Genomic DNA, 13425 nt, shown 5'->3' with positions numbered 1-13425 from the left:
GATATAGGGTGGGGAGCCCGGGGAGGAGCGCGAACCCGGAAATGAGCGCGGAGGAACGGGTAAAGAGAAACGTGCAGGGCTCCTGCCGTAGCTCGTTCCTCTTTACTCCTCCCTCATCACTGGCTTCCGGCCTAGGCGTCGCCGCGGCCGGGTTCCTCTACAATGCCCCCATGCCCGACCGTGATGCCGATCCGTTGATCGTCGCGATCTCCTCGCGAACCTTGTTCGACATGGAAGACAGCCACGCGCTGTTCGAGCGCGAGGGCATCGACGCCTACGCCTCGTTCCAGCGCGAGCACGAGGACGACGTGCTGCGGCCCGGCATCGCCTTCCCGCTGGTGCGCAAACTGCTGGCGCTCAATCACGGCGCGCCGCCGGAAGCGCCGCGGGTCGAGGTGATCCTGATCTCGCGCAACTCCGCCGACAGCGGCCTGCGCATCTTCAATTCGATCGCCCACCACGGCCTGTCGATCAAGCGCGCGGCGTTCAGCAACGGCGCGCCGCCGTTCCCCTACATCCGTCCGTTCGGCGCCGACCTGTTCCTATCGGCCAACGCCGAGGACGTCGGTTCCGCGCTCGCCGCCGGCGTCGCCGCGGCGACCCTGCTGCCGGCGATTCCGCCGTCGCGGCTGGCGCCGCACCTGAGCCCGGACCAGTTGCGCATCGCTTTCGACGGCGACGCGGTGATCTTCGACGACGAAGGCGAGCGCGTGTCGCGCGAGGGCGGCCTGACCGCGTTCACCGAACACGAGCGCAGCCATGCCGGCGAGCCGCTGTCCGGCGGTCCGTTCCGGGGTTTTCTGGACGCCTTGCACCGCTTGCAGGCCGCGTTCCCGGTCGGCCAGGACGCGCCGATCCGCACCGCCCTGGTCACCGCGCGCTCGATTCCGGCCCACGAGCGGGTGATCCGCACCCTGCGCGAATGGAACATTCGCCTCGATGAGGCGCTGTTTCTGGGCGGCCGCTCCAAGGGGCCGTTCCTGGAAGCGTTCGGCGCCGACATCTTCTTCGACGATTCCGAGCACAACATCCGCTCGGCGCGCGACCACGTCGCCGCCGGCCACGTGCCGCACGGAGTCGCCAACCGCTGACCGTTCCCGCGTCGCGCACGCGCCGGCCACGTCGGGCGGCGTGGCCGGGTTCATTCGACGATCGCGAAAGCAAACGCGTAACCGCCCGGTCGCGGTGCGGCGCTCGGCCGGCGCTGCCGCGCTTCAGTCCTCGCGCGGATCGCCCAGTTGGCTGCGCACCTCGCCGCCGGGGAACTTGCTGGTGTGGACGTTGGCGTAGGCGTTGCCGTCGCGCAGGGCGCGGACCAGTTCCTCGAACTCGCCGGCGGCGATGCCCTGGCCGGCCGGGCCGACCACGTCGGCGGGCAGGATGGTGCCGGTGATGCGCGCGGGAGCGGCCGGGCAGGGTTGCACGCCGGCCGGCGTCGGCGGGCTGGCGAGATTGGAGCACAGCCATACCGCGACGCCGCCGTTGACGCCGCGCTGTCCGACATGGATATGCGCCTGGGTCACGTCGCCTTCCAGGCCGGCGTACGACAACTCGTAATGGATCGCGCCCCCGTCCAGGCGCGCGCGGAAACCGCCGCCGCCCGCGGTGGACACCAGCGGAATCTCCTGGCTGCCTTCCAGGACCGCGCGGAATTCGCGATGCTCGGCTTGCGCCGGGACGAGCGCGAACGTCGCGATCAACGCGCTCAAAGCGATGCGTTTCATGTTCTCGACCCTCGTGACTGCGGACGGGCGCGCACGGCGCCCGAGCGGACGCTGCGCCCGCCGGCGTTACCCGAGGGTGAAAAATGCGAGCGCGGAAAATTCGCCGGAACAACGGTCGAACGGAGCGACCGGCGGCATCGGTCCTGGCACGATCGATGCAGGCCGGTCGCGTCGTCCGCGTCGTCGCGCGACGACGCGGGCGCGGCTCAGGGCAGCATCTTGTCCAAGGGCAGGCGCACGTCGGTGACGGTCCAGCTGAGCCCATTGCGGGTCAGCACGAACACCACCGGATCGCCGTCGGCATTGGCGACGGTGGCGGTGAAGCGCGACGGCGATTCGAAGCGATAGCTCAGTTCCTTGAGCGGCTCGGCCGGCGCCACCGGTTGGTAGGCGTCGCGCCGGCTCGCGCTGCCGTCGACCCGGCGCAGCAGCTTGCGCCCTTCCAGCACCGCGCCGATGCCCATCGGCGTGGCGATCGCGTCGACCGCGGTGCCGGCGAGGCTGCCGGCCAGGCTCAGGCCGATCGCGCCGAACGGGTTGGACTGCACCTCGGGACCGGCGCGGCGCACCAGGTAGTCGTCGACCTGGGCCTTGAGGCTGAGCCGGATCGCGGCGAAGTCGACGTGCTTGGACAACTCGCCGGTGTTGCCTTCCTTGACCGCGCTGCGGATCGCATGCACGGTCAAAAAAGGTCCCGCAGCGACGTAGCCGAGCAACAGGGCCAGGACGAGCGCGAGCAAGGCGATCCATTTCTTCATCGGGGCGGTCCGGTGAGCGTGAGCCGACAGATTAGCGGCGTTGGCCCGATGCTGGCTTAAGCGGAGCCGTATTCCGTCGCCGGTCCGGACGGAAGGCGTCGGCCTGCGAATCCGGCCTCACCTATTGGGGCGGCGCGAGCCGCGACCAACCGCAGCGACGTACGCAAGCGTGGCCGCCGAAGACGCGATACCGCACAGCCCCTCACCCCAACCCCTCTCCCGCAAGCGGGAGAGGGGCTTTCAGGTACGCAAGCGCAGCATCCGAAGACACGACACCACACGAACAGCCCCTCACCCCAACCCCATCCCGGCCCGAACGCGCGGCGTTCGGGCGTTCGGTGCCGCGCGAGCCAATGACTCGCAATCGCAGCCCCTCACCCCGCAGGCGGGAGAGGGGCTTCCAACCTGCGAAGCTACTGCGCCTCAGCGACCGACCCGCGCCGCCCGCTCGCGGCGCTCGACCGGGGCCAGGCGGCTCTGGTCGTTGAGTTCGAGCTGGCGCAGTTCGAACGGCGCGCCGAATCCGGCCGGCAACTGCTTGCGCTCGAAGGCCAGTTCGATCCGGCCGCTGCCGCTGTCCAGCCATTGCGCGCTGTGGGCGATCGCGATCGGGCGCAGCCTGCGGTCCGGGCCGCTGGCGTACAGCGTGCCGCGCAGCTCGTAACGGCCCGGCGAGGCGGCGCGCACCGGCAGTTCGAAGCTCATCCGGCGCGCGTCGAAGGCGTAGCGGCCTTCCAGGCGCGCGGTCGGCTGGGCGACCGCGAGCGCAGTGCGCACGTCGCGCTGGACCTCGCCGGCGGCGGCGAATACCTGCACCTCCCACAGCCCGGCCGGCTGTTCGCCGGCGTCGCTGGGCACGACGACCGGCGCGCGCAGGCGGCCGTCGCGGCCACGCTGCAGGCTCAGCGGCCAGTTGCGGCCCGAAGGCGCGACCAGCAGCGCGCTGCCTTGCGCATCGGACAACTGGCGCTGACCGTCGCTGAGGTCGACCACGACTTCGCTGCGGCCGCCGGCCAAGGCCCGGTCTTGGCTCAGCGATGCATGCAGGCGCACCGGGCTGTGCGGTTCGTACACGTGCACCAGGTAGCGGCCGCGCGCCTGCGCGACCTGCAGCGCATAGCGGCCGGGGCCGGCCTGGTCGGCCAGTTGCACCGCGGCGCTGCCGTCGGCGACCTGCAGTCCGGCCGCTTGCAGTTGTGCGGCATCGTTGCGCTTGGCCAGCGCGACCGCCTGGCCGCCGCGACGCAGTTGCACCGCATCCGCGGGCACCGGCGCGGCGCCCGCGACCGGGCTGACCCGGATCAGCGCGCCCGGCGCGCTGGTCGACAGGTCGAGGCCGCGCTGCAGTTCGGCGCCGTCGGTCTCTTGCCAATACTCGCGGCTTTCCGCGACGGTCGGCTGCGCGGCGGCGGTCAGCGGCGCGTACGGGTCCAAGGCCCAGGAAAAACCCACCGGCGCGCGTTCGATCGCGGCCTTGGGCGCGGCCAGAGCGCTCAGCCGCTGCGGCACCTGGTCGGTGCGGGCCGGCGGCAGCAGCGGCGCATCGGCGGCGAAGACGTCGGCGACTGCGGCGAGCAGCGCGAGAGTCAGGATCGTTCGCATGGTCGTCGGCCTCATTGGGTCATGTCGCTGCGCAGGATGGTGTTGAGGTTGAAGCAGGCGCGCCGGCTCTGGTTGTGGCTCAGCGGTTCGCCGCCGGCGGTGCGCTGCTTGTCCTGGAACCAGACGCTGCCCGCGGCCGACTGGCTGGAGCAGTTGAGGAAGCCGTCGGAGCAGCTGTCGAGCCAGTTCTGGGTGGTCTCCAGGCCGACGTTCTCGGTGTAGCCGCCGCAATAGCTGTCGCTGTCGAACGGCGAGGAGTCGACGTCGCTGCCGACCACGCTGCGGAACGGCTTGGGCAGGGCCGGGCGGCCGGCCGTGCCGTAGAGGTTGTTGCGGTTGTAGTTGGCCATCCAGCTGACCTGCTGCATCTTCACCGCGTCGGACTTGTAGCCCAGCAGCCAGCCGACCGCCTGTTCGAACACGTTGCCGTTCATCGCCGCGTCGGCGAGCGGGGTGCCGGCCGAGGACGGCGCGATCGCGTTGACCCGCACGGTCTTGGCGATGATGTTGGGGTAGCGGCTGTCGTAGGTGGGATTGGACAGGATCCAACGCATCACGTTGCCGCCGTTGGAATGGGTGATCACGATCAGGCGGGTGATCTGCCGGGCGGCGATGAAGTCGGTCAGTTGCTGGGCCAGGCAGCCGGCGGCGCGGCTGTCCCACATGTACTGCTCGAAATCGCAGTTGACCACGGTGTAGTTGGCCGGATTGGCCAGGCCCTGGCGCACGCTGTCGACCATCGCCGGCTTCCAGTAGTCCTGGTAGGCGTTGCTCTGCTTGCCGGTGCCGTGGACGAAGGCGACGCCGGTGTTGGCGCCGGCGGTCAGCGGCGCGACCGCGACGAGCGCGACAGCGAGTGCGGCCGCGGCCGCAGGCCGCCGCCGATTGCGGAGTTGTTGCATGTCTCCTCCCCGAGAATGCCCGGGCGCAAGAGGCCGGCATCCCGCCGGCGCGCCCGATCGATGTGGCCGGCGCATCCTGCACGGCCTCGGTTCGAGCATACGTAGGCGCATGTTGCTGTCATGCGGCAGCGCGGTAGCGCGGCGATGAAAAGCGTGACCGCGGCGGGATTGCCAGGCGACCGCGCGCACGCTTACAGAAACCGCAACTCCGAATGGGTGCGCGGCGCTACCGCAATGCGGATCCGCGGCCGCCGCTCAGGCCGCGGCTTCGGTCCCGCGGCGGCGCTGGGCCGACAGATGCACGGCGAGTGCGGCGAGGGCGCAGACCGTGCCGGCGCCGAAGGCCAGCGCGCCGCTGCCCAGTTGCCAGGCCAACGCGGCCATGCCGGCGCCGAGTACGCCGCCGATGCCGCTGCTGAAGGCCGACAGCAGGCCTTGCGCCGCGGCCATGTCGCGCCGGACCGGGAACAGTTCGGCCATGCGCCGCATGCAGCCGGCGTGGAAGGCGGCGAAGCTCAAGGAGTGACCGGTCTGGGCCAGCGCCATCCAGGCGAAGGAGTCGGCGAACGCGGCGACGATCGTCCAGCGCACCGCGGTCGCGAGCATGCACGCGGCCAGCAGCCGTTGCGCGCCGAACCGCTGCACCAGCCGCGGCGCCTGCCAGAACATCGCGATCTCGCACAGCACCCCGATCGCCCACAGCAGGCCGACCGCGAAGCCGTCGTGGCCCTGCGCCTGCAGGTGCAAGGTGTAGAACACGTAGAACGGGCCGAATCCGAGCTGGGTCAGCAGCACCGTGACCAGCAGCGGACGCATGCCCGGCCGGCGCCACAGCGCTTCGCGCGGCGCATCGGCGGGCGCCGGCGGCTGGGCCGGGTCGGCGCGATGCAGCCAGGCCGCGACCACGGTCAGCGCCAGCCAGGGCAGGGTCAGCCAGACGAAGGCGTCGTCGCCGAGCCGGTCGAGCAGCCAGCCGTAGCTGGCCGCGACCAGCAGGAAGCCGATCGAGCCCCACATGCGGATCTGGCCGTAGTCGTGGTTGCGCGCACCGAGCGCGTTGAGGGTCATCGCCTCGAACTGCGGCATCACCGCATTGAAGAACACCGCGAACAGGCCCATCACCGCGAATAGGGCCAGGCCTTGGTCGTAGCGCAGGAAGCCGGCGAAGATCAGCAGCGCCAGCAGGCAGCCGCCGACCAGCCAATGGCCCGGCCGCGGGCTGCGCCCGACCCAGCGCGCCCAGGTTGGCGGTGCCAGGATGCGGCCGCCGTACCACAGCGCCAGCATCGCCCCGACCGCATAGCCGCCGTGGCCGTGGCTGGTGACCCAGCGGCCGATGTAGGGCGTGTAGGCGCCGAGCGCGCCGAAGTAGCCGAGGTAGAACAGGGCGTAACGGCGGAATTCGGCAGGCACCGGGGCGGCGTCTTGCGGCAAGGGGCGGGCGTATTAGAGCAGGAGATAGCGGTTGGGAGATAGGAGAGAGTTGTAGCTTCCGCTAGCTCGCGATCGCTGTCTTCCGATCTTGCGGTCGCTGCATCGGGCTCAGAATTCCAGGTCCAGCGCCGCGCACAGATAGTCGGTGAACGGAGCCAGCCCGGTCAGGTCCTTGTGCAGCGTCGACAGCAGGCGCGGGCCGGTCATGACGGCGTCGTCGATCGCGCGCAGGGCGACGAAGTTCTTGCGCCGCAGGTCGTCGGCGAACTCGAATTCGGCCGGGAAGCCGCGCGGGGCGCGGGTCAGCATTTCGCTGTCGTCCAGGTCGAAGCGCTTGCGGAACGCCGGCGCGTAGGCGGCGGCCTTCCAGCTGCCGGGGTTGTCGAGGACGAAGTGGCGGATCTTGCGCAGGGTGTCGGGTTGCGGATGCCAGACCCCGGCGGCGATGAAGCACTCGCCGCCCTGCAGGTGGATGTAGAACGAGGGCGATTCGACCTGGCGCCCGCGCTCGTGGAACAGGCGCGCGCCCTGGTGGGTCTTGTACGGCGCCTTGTCGTTGGCGAAGCGGGTGTCGCGCTGGATCCGGAACAGCGAGCCTCCGACGGTCTTGGGCTCGCTGCGGTAATGCGGGCTGACTTCGGCCAGCACCGGCTGCAGGTCGGTCAACAGGCGCTGGAACGGCCTGCGCACCTGCTCCTCGTAGGCCGCCTTGTGGGCATGGAACCATTCGCGGTTGTTGTTGCGCGCCAGCGAACGCAGGAATTTGAAGCTGGCTTCGGAGAAGTAACCGGGCATAAGGCTAGGAGAGAGCGCAGAGGAGTGAGTAGTGAGCAGAGCCAGAGCAGGGAGAGGGGAAGATTAGCCGGAGCGGGGTAGGGCGGTGTGTGCAGATCGTCGCCGGTCGGCCGACTGCAGCGATCCGGCTGGCTCCTCGCTTCTCTGCGCGCACTTCTCGCCCTTAACCCAGCCCTCGCTCGATCTGCTCCGCCCAGTCCTGCAGCCGGTCCAGCAGCACGTGCTTGGCGCCGTCCTCGCCGGCCATCGCGCGGGCCTGCAGCAGTTCGGCGTGGAAGCGCTCGAAGCCGTATTCGGCCAGGCCGGCGTCTTGGCCCAGCCGGCGCCGTCGGTAGTCGTCCCAGCGCCGGCGTTCGCCGGCGTCGAGCGTGTGCGGCCAGTTGCGCGCCCGGTAGCGGAACAACAGCTCGGGCAAGCGCGCGTCGCGGAAGTCGAACTCCACGCTGTTGAGCGCTTCCGGCGCGGTGCTGCGGACGATCCGGAACAGGCGCTTGTCGGCTTCGTTGATGAAGGCGTCGTAGAGCGAGCCGTCGACGTCGCCGGGCTCGCGCGCCGCATCCTCGGCGTAGACGCGACGGACCTTCTCGACCAATTCCGGACCGGCTTCGCGGATCTGCGCGGCGCGGCGCTCGACCTGGGCCGGGTCGATCCGCAGCCGGTCGAAGTCGGCCGGGCGCAGGTGGTTCCAGGCGATCAACGACGGGCAGCGGTTCAGATGCACTTCCTTGAGCGCGATCCGCTCCTCGCCCTCGGGCAGGTCGGCGGTCGGCGTGTACAGGCGGTCGGCGATCTCGTCCGCGGCCAGGTTCAGCAGCGCCTGCGGATCCTGGGCCAGATCGAACACCAGCACCCGGCTGTCGATGCGCGGATGCCGCGCCAGCGGGATCACCGGCGCGGCGCACAAGCGCGCGGCCGGGTAGCGCTGGGAGACGTGCAGCGCCGGGACCATGCCGATGATGTCGAGCAGGCCGGCGGCGAAACGCTTGTCGCGCAGGCGCAGGGCGTAGTCCCACAGCCGCGGTTGCGCGGTCTTGAACTTGCGCGCGATGCCGATCAGGGCGCGCACGTCGGACAGGGCTTCGTGCGCATCGCCTTCGCGCACGCCGTTGGCCTCGGCCAGGTGCTCGAGCTTGAACGAGGTCGCGCCGTCCTCGCGCTGCGGCCAGATCACCCCGTCCGGACGCAAGGCGTGCGCCAGGCGCAGCACGTCGAGCAGGTCCCAGCGCGAATTGCCGTTGCGCCACTCGCGTTCGTAGGGATCGTAGAAATTGCGGAACAGGCCGTGGCGGACGAATTCGTCGTCGAAGCGCAGCGAGTTGTAGCCGGCGCTGCAGGTCTGCGGGCGCGCCATCTCGTCGAAGATGCGGGCGAAGATCTCGGCCTCGCCGACGCCGTCGCGCAGCGCGTCCTGCGGCGCGATGCCGGTGATCAGGGTCGCGATCGGCGAGGGCAGCAGGTCGTCGGCGGGCTTGACGAACACGCTGATCGGCGTCTCGACCGGGTTGAGGTCGGGATCGGTGCGGATCGCGGCGAACTGGGCGATGCGGGTCGTGCGCGGATCGGCGCCGAAGGTTTCCAGGTCGTAGAACAAAAAGCTCGCGGCCATGGGCTCACTCGTCCGCGGGCAGCGGGCTCAGGCGCGCGCGCACGGTCGCGTCGACCGCATCCCAGTCCAGGCTGGCCAGGCTGTCGTGGCCGCGGGTCAGCTCGACCAGCAGCTCGCGCTGGCGCTGGCCGCGCTCGAAGGCGACCTCGTAGGGCATGCGGTGGAAGGTGACCATGGCGTAGCGCGGCATGAACCGGTCCGGGTGGCGCTCGGCCAGCTCGCGCTCCAGGGCGCGCTGCAGCAGGTAATCGTCGTCGTCGACGCGGTCGCGCATCTCCAGGTAGTTCTCCAGCGCCATGGCCTGGATCGCGCGCGCGCTCGGCAGGCGCCGGGCCTGGAAATCGGCGAAGGCGCGGGCGCGGTCGTCGTCGGCGAGCAGGCGCTCGGCCAGGGCGACGCAGTCTTCGAACGCGCAGTTCATGCCCTGGCCGTGGAACGGCACCATCGCGTGGGCGGCGTCGCCGAGCAGCACCGCGCGGTCGTCCAGGTGCCAGCGGTCCAGGTACAAGGTCGCCAACAGGCCGGTCGGGTTGCGCTCGAAGTCCTGTTCCAGTTGCGGAATCAGCGGCAGGGCATCGGCGAAGTCGCGTTCGAACAAGGCCCGCGCATCGGCGCCGCTGCGCACGGTGTCGAAGCCCGGCTCGCCCTGGTTGGGCAGGAACAGGGTGACGGTGAAGGTGCGCTCGTCGTTGGGCAGGGCGATGCACATGTAGCGGCCGCGCGGCCAGATGTGCAGGGCGTTGGGCTCGATGCTGAAGCCGCCGTCGGCGGCCGGCGGGATCTCCAGCTCCTTGTAGGAATGGCCGAGGAACTCGGTGCGCTCGCCCAGGTCGACGGCCTGCTTCATCGCCCCGCGCAGGGCCGAGCCGGCGCCGTCGGCGCCGACCAGGCTGTTGAACACGATCTCGTGCGCGCTGTCGTCGCGGTCGTCGTGGAACACCGCCAGGCGGCGTTCGAAATCGACCGACTGCAGGCCGCGGTGGAAATGCAGCTGCGCGCCGGCGTCTTCGGCGATCTGCAACAGGATCAGGTTGAGCTCGCCGCGGTGCACCGACCAGATCACTTCGCTGTCGTCGCGACCGTAGCGCTGCAGGTCGGTGCGGCCGTCGAGGAAGTGGACCATGCGCCCGCGCATCATCACCGCCTGCGCCATCACCGCCTCGTCGGCGCCGGCCAGGCGCAGCGCGTGGCGGCCGCGCTCGGCCAGGGCCAGGTTGATCGAGCGCCCGCCCTGATAGCCCTGCTGGCGCGGATCGCCGCGCTTCTCGTACACGTCGACCTGCCAGCCGCGGCGGGCGAGCAGGGTGGCGAGCAGGGCGCCGGCGAGGCCGGCGCCGATGATGGTGAGGTGTTTGTCGGTAGACACGTTCAAAGAATGAGTCCTGCGGCACGCCGCATGAGAGGGGCCGGGCTGCCAGAAACCCGCAGGCCGTCATTCCCGCGAAGGCGGGAATCCAGAGACTTCAGCCGGAACTTGCGATGTCTTGCCATAGGTCCCGCCAGTCTGGGTTGCTTTCTTCGATCAGACCGATCTTCCATTGCCGATTCCACTTCTTCAGCTGTTTTTCGCGAAGAATGGCGCTTTCCATCGTTTCGTGCTGCTCGTACCAAACCAGGCGGGTGACGTCGTAGCGGTTGCTGAATCCGTCCGCCGCATGATTCCGATGTTGCCACACCCGCTGAATCAGGTTCGAGGTCGCTCCGATGTAGAGGGTGCCGCGTTTTGCGCTGGCCAGCAGGTAGACCGCGGGAGACTTCACGCTACGACCTCGCTCTGGATTCCCGCCTTCGCGGGAATGACGATAGATAGGGGCGTGGCAGTACTGGCAACGTGACGCTGGGCGTAAGCATCAGCATCGGCTTACGGCCGTCTCAGCTCCCCTGCCAATCCTCCACTGCCTGCACGAACCGTGCGATATCGGCATGGGTGTTGTACAACGGCGCCGGCGAGATCCGGATCACGTCCGGTTCGCGCCAGTCGCCGAGCACGCCCTGGGCGGCGAGGTAGTCGAACAGGGCGCGGCCGGCTTCGCGGCCGACCAGGCCGCGGCCGCCGATGACCCGCAGCGAGAGCTGGCAGCCGCGCTGGGTAGGATCGGCCGGGGTCACGATCTCGAGGGTCTGCGCCAGGCGCGCGCGGATCAGTCGCTCCAGGTAGCTGGTCAGGCGCAGCGACTTGTCGCGCAGCGCGGCCATGCCGATCCGGTCGAACAGCTCCAGCGAGGCGCGCAGCGGCGCCAGGCCGAGGATCGGCGGGTTGCTGAGCTGCCAGCCTTCGGCGCCGAGAGTCGGCACGAACTCCGGCCCCATGCGGAAGCGGGTCGCGGCCTGGTGGCCCCACCAGCCGGCGAAGCGCGGCCGGTCGGTGCCGGCGTGGCGCTCGTGGACGAAGCAGCCGGCGACCGCGCCGGGGCCGGCGTTGACGTACTTGTAGTGGCACCAGACCGCGAAATCGGTGCCGCTGTCGTGCAGGCGCAGATCCAGGTTGCCGACGCCGTGGGCCAGGTCGAAGCCGCACAACGCGCCCTGGGCGTGGGCGAGGCGGGCGATTTCGGCCAGGTCGAAGGCTTGCCCAGTGCGGTACTGCACGCCCGGCCACAGCACCAGGGCCAGGCGCGGGCCGTGCTCGGCGATGGCGCGCTCGATGCGTTCCATCGAGATCAGGCCGCCGGGACGGTCGGGCTCCAGCTCGATCAGGTCGACGGCCGGGTCGAAGCCGTGGAAAGCGATCTGCGAGGCCATCGCGTAGCGGTCGGACGGAAAGCTGCCGGCCTCGATCAGGATCGCCGGGCGTTCGCGGGTCGGGCGGTAGAAGCTGACCATCATCAGGTGCAGGTTGGCGGTCAGCGAATTCATCGCCACCACTTCCTGCGGCTGCGCGCCGACCAGCCGCGCCAGCGGTTCGCGCACCAGTTCGTGATAGGGCATCCACTGCGCCTGGCCGGTGAAGTGGCCTTCGACCGCTTCGGTCGCCCACTTGTCCAGCACTTCCTCGACATGGGCGCGGGCGCCGCGCGGCTGCAGGCCGAGCGAGTTGCCGACGAAGTAGGCCTGTTCGGCGCCGCCGTGGCGCGGGACCAGGAACTGCTCGCGCAGGGTCGGCAACGGATCGGCGGCGTCCAGGGCGGCGGCGTGGGCCGCGGAATGCAGGTCGGTCATGGGGTCAGAGCGGGTCCGGAGCGAGTACGTGTTTGCGGTAGGCGTCGGCGACGATCTCGTCGACTTCGACGCAGAGTTGGAATTCGGCCGCGCCGGCCGAGGCCGGCAGTCGGGCGCGCAGCGCGTCGAGCACGGCCTGCGACAAGGCGGCGCGCACCGCGGCGTCGCGGCCCGGCAGGATCTTGAGCTGGGCATGGACGAAACCGCGGCCGGCGTCGGCGGTGCCGATGCGGTAGTGATCCAGGCGCAGGGCCCGGCTCTTGATCGAGGCTTCGTCGAAATGGCCGCTGTCGGCGAGGACGCGGTTGAGCGTCGCCAACGCGGCGTCGGCGTCGAAGCCGGCGAGGTTGGCAGTGTAGTGCAGGGTCAGGTGCGGCATGCGGGGCTCGTGCGGACGCAGGCGTCGTGGCGGGCGGAGCGATCGGGGTTCATTCGAAACGCGACTTCGGCAAGCCCAGCCATTCCAGCGCGGTGCCGTGGTACAGCCGGGCCTGGTCGGCCGGCGGCAGGTCCAGCGAGGCGATGCCGGCGCCGGGCGATTGCTCGCCGAGCGGGAAGGGGTAGTCGGTGCCGAGCATCACCCGCGACACGCCGCAGGTGTCGAGCAGGTACTGCAGGGCGCGCGGGTCGGCGACCCAGGAATCGAAATACAGCTGCGACAGGTAGTCGCGCGGATTGCGCGGGTTGTCGGTGGCGACCAGGTCCGGGCGCATGTTGAAGCCGTGCTCGATCCGGCCGATGGTGTAAGGGAAACTGCCGCCGCCGTGAGCCAGGCAGATCTTCAGCTTCGGCAGGCGTTCGAGCACGCCGCCGAACACCAGGCAGCAGGCCGCGCGCGACTGCTCGGCCGGCATGCCGACCAGCCAGGGCAGCCAGTACTTGGGCATGCTCGGCGTGCCCATCATGTCCCAGGGGTGGACCAGGATCGCCGCGCCCAACTCGCTGGCGGCCTGGAAGAACTCGAACAGCTCCGGCGCGTCCAGGTTCCAGTCGTTGACGTGGCTGCCGATCTGCACGCCCTGCAGGCCGAGCTGGTCCATGCAGCGCTCCAGCTCCTGCACCGCCAGCCGCGGCGATTGCAGCGGCACGGTGCCGATGCCGGCGTAGTGGCGCGGATAGTCGCGGCAGGCCTGGGCCATGTGTTCGTTGAGCGCCTGGTGCAGGTCCAGCGCCTGGTGCGCCTTGGCCCAGTAGCTGAACATCACCGGCACGGTGCTGATCACCTGCACCTGCACGCCGAAGCGGGCGTAGTCCTCCATCCGCTCCACCGGGTCCCAGGTCTTGGACCAGATCTCGCGGAAGAACTTGCCGTCCTTGTAGATGCGATGGCGGCCGTCCTCGGTGTGGTGGATCACCGGAAAGCGGTCGTCGCCGTACTTGCGCGCCAGGTCGGGCCAGTCGCGCGGCAGGTAGTGGGCGTGGGTGTCGATCTTGAGCATGGCGGC

13 protein-coding genes are annotated in these 13425 nt (G+C 70.1%); 1 reads left to right on the top strand and 12 read right to left on the bottom strand.

What is annotated here, in order from left to right:
* Window positions 1–170: 170 nt before the first annotated feature.
* A complete protein-coding gene (locus K4L06_RS18460; protein ID WP_221672786.1) occupies window positions 171–1091 on the top strand; it encodes a 5'-nucleotidase in 921 nt (306 codons plus the stop codon).
* Between the two features lie 123 nt (window positions 1092–1214).
* Here the strand turns inward: K4L06_RS18460 and K4L06_RS18455 are convergent, their stop codons facing one another.
* From K4L06_RS18455 to K4L06_RS18400, 12 genes are all read right to left on the bottom strand, one after another.
* Window positions 1215–1724, bottom strand: coding sequence for a CHRD domain-containing protein (locus K4L06_RS18455; protein WP_221672785.1), 510 nt, complete (start codon window positions 1722–1724; stop codon window positions 1215–1217).
* A 206-nt stretch (window positions 1725–1930) separates the two neighbouring features.
* On the bottom strand, window positions 1931–2482 hold the full coding sequence (locus tag K4L06_RS18450) for a DUF2939 domain-containing protein (protein WP_221672784.1): 552 nt from the start codon (window positions 2480–2482) through the stop codon (window positions 1931–1933).
* A gap of 423 nt (window positions 2483–2905) precedes the next feature.
* Complete coding sequence (locus K4L06_RS18445) at window positions 2906–4084, bottom strand: DUF4785 domain-containing protein (protein ID WP_221672783.1); 1179 nt, start codon at window positions 4082–4084, stop codon at window positions 2906–2908.
* 11 nt (window positions 4085–4095) lie between these two features.
* On the bottom strand, window positions 4096–4986 hold the full coding sequence (locus K4L06_RS18440; protein ID WP_255595225.1) for a hypothetical protein: 891 nt from the start codon (window positions 4984–4986) through the stop codon (window positions 4096–4098).
* 255 nt (window positions 4987–5241) lie between these two features.
* Entirely contained in the window at window positions 5242–6399 is a 1158-nt protein-coding gene (locus K4L06_RS18435) for an MFS transporter (RefSeq protein WP_221672782.1), read from the bottom strand.
* 129 nt (window positions 6400–6528) lie between these two features.
* Window positions 6529–7215 (bottom strand): DUF2461 domain-containing protein, encoded by a 687-nt coding sequence (locus K4L06_RS18430; RefSeq protein WP_221672781.1) that lies wholly within the window; start codon window positions 7213–7215, stop codon window positions 6529–6531.
* 163 nt (window positions 7216–7378) lie between these two features.
* Window positions 7379–8821 carry an exodeoxyribonuclease I gene (sbcB, locus tag K4L06_RS18425; RefSeq protein ID WP_221672780.1) on the bottom strand — a complete coding sequence of 481 codons (1443 nt, stop codon included), beginning with the start codon at window positions 8819–8821 and terminating at the stop codon, window positions 7379–7381.
* 4 nt (window positions 8822–8825) lie between these two features.
* A complete protein-coding gene (locus K4L06_RS18420) occupies window positions 8826–10193 on the bottom strand; it encodes an NAD(P)/FAD-dependent oxidoreductase (RefSeq protein ID WP_221672779.1) in 1368 nt (455 codons plus the stop codon).
* Between the two features lie 91 nt (window positions 10194–10284).
* Window positions 10285–10581, bottom strand: coding sequence for a GIY-YIG nuclease family protein (locus K4L06_RS18415; RefSeq protein WP_221672778.1), 297 nt, complete (start codon window positions 10579–10581; stop codon window positions 10285–10287).
* Window positions 10582–10693: 112 nt separating this feature from the next.
* Window positions 10694–11980 (bottom strand): kynureninase, encoded by a 1287-nt coding sequence (gene kynU, locus K4L06_RS18410; RefSeq protein ID WP_221672777.1) that lies wholly within the window; start codon window positions 11978–11980, stop codon window positions 10694–10696.
* Window positions 11981–11984: 4 nt separating this feature from the next.
* Window positions 11985–12359 (bottom strand): 5-carboxymethyl-2-hydroxymuconate Delta-isomerase, encoded by a 375-nt coding sequence (locus tag K4L06_RS18405; RefSeq protein ID WP_221672776.1) that lies wholly within the window; start codon window positions 12357–12359, stop codon window positions 11985–11987.
* Between the two features lie 49 nt (window positions 12360–12408).
* On the bottom strand, window positions 12409–13419 hold the full coding sequence (locus K4L06_RS18400; protein WP_221672775.1) for an amidohydrolase family protein: 1011 nt from the start codon (window positions 13417–13419) through the stop codon (window positions 12409–12411).
* Window positions 13420–13425 lie beyond the last annotated feature (6 nt).

Source organism: Lysobacter sp. BMK333-48F3, assembly GCF_019733395.1.
In the GTDB taxonomy this organism is placed as follows: Bacteria; Pseudomonadota; Gammaproteobacteria; order Xanthomonadales; family Xanthomonadaceae; genus Lysobacter.
Note: the sequence above shows the minus strand (reverse complement) of the source record. Positions and strands in the feature narration are given on the sequence as shown.

Bases quoted from the DNA above. Each gene is read 5' to 3' on its own strand.
- K4L06_RS18455 (WP_221672785.1), bottom strand. From the start codon at position 1,724: ATGAAACGCATCGCTTTGAGCGCGTTGATCGCGACGTTCGCGCTCGTC.
- K4L06_RS18400 (WP_221672775.1), bottom strand. From the start codon at position 13,419: ATGCTCAAGATCGACACCCACGCCCACTACCTGCCGCGCGACTGGCCC.
- K4L06_RS18430 (WP_221672781.1), bottom strand. From the start codon at position 7,215: ATGCCCGGTTACTTCTCCGAAGCCAGCTTCAAATTCCTGCGTTCGCTG.
- K4L06_RS18460 (WP_221672786.1), top strand. From the start codon at position 171: ATGCCCGACCGTGATGCCGATCCGTTGATCGTCGCGATCTCCTCGCGA.
- K4L06_RS18440 (WP_255595225.1), bottom strand. From the start codon at position 4,986: ATGCAACAACTCCGCAATCGGCGGCGGCCTGCGGCCGCGGCCGCACTC.
- sbcB (WP_221672780.1), bottom strand. From the start codon at position 8,821: ATGGCCGCGAGCTTTTTGTTCTACGACCTGGAAACCTTCGGCGCCGAT.
- K4L06_RS18450 (WP_221672784.1), bottom strand. From the start codon at position 2,482: ATGAAGAAATGGATCGCCTTGCTCGCGCTCGTCCTGGCCCTGTTGCTC.
- K4L06_RS18445 (WP_221672783.1), bottom strand. From the start codon at position 4,084: ATGCGAACGATCCTGACTCTCGCGCTGCTCGCCGCAGTCGCCGACGTC.
- kynU (WP_221672777.1), bottom strand. From the start codon at position 11,980: ATGACCGACCTGCATTCCGCGGCCCACGCCGCCGCCCTGGACGCCGCC.
- K4L06_RS18405 (WP_221672776.1), bottom strand. From the start codon at position 12,359: ATGCCGCACCTGACCCTGCACTACACTGCCAACCTCGCCGGCTTCGAC.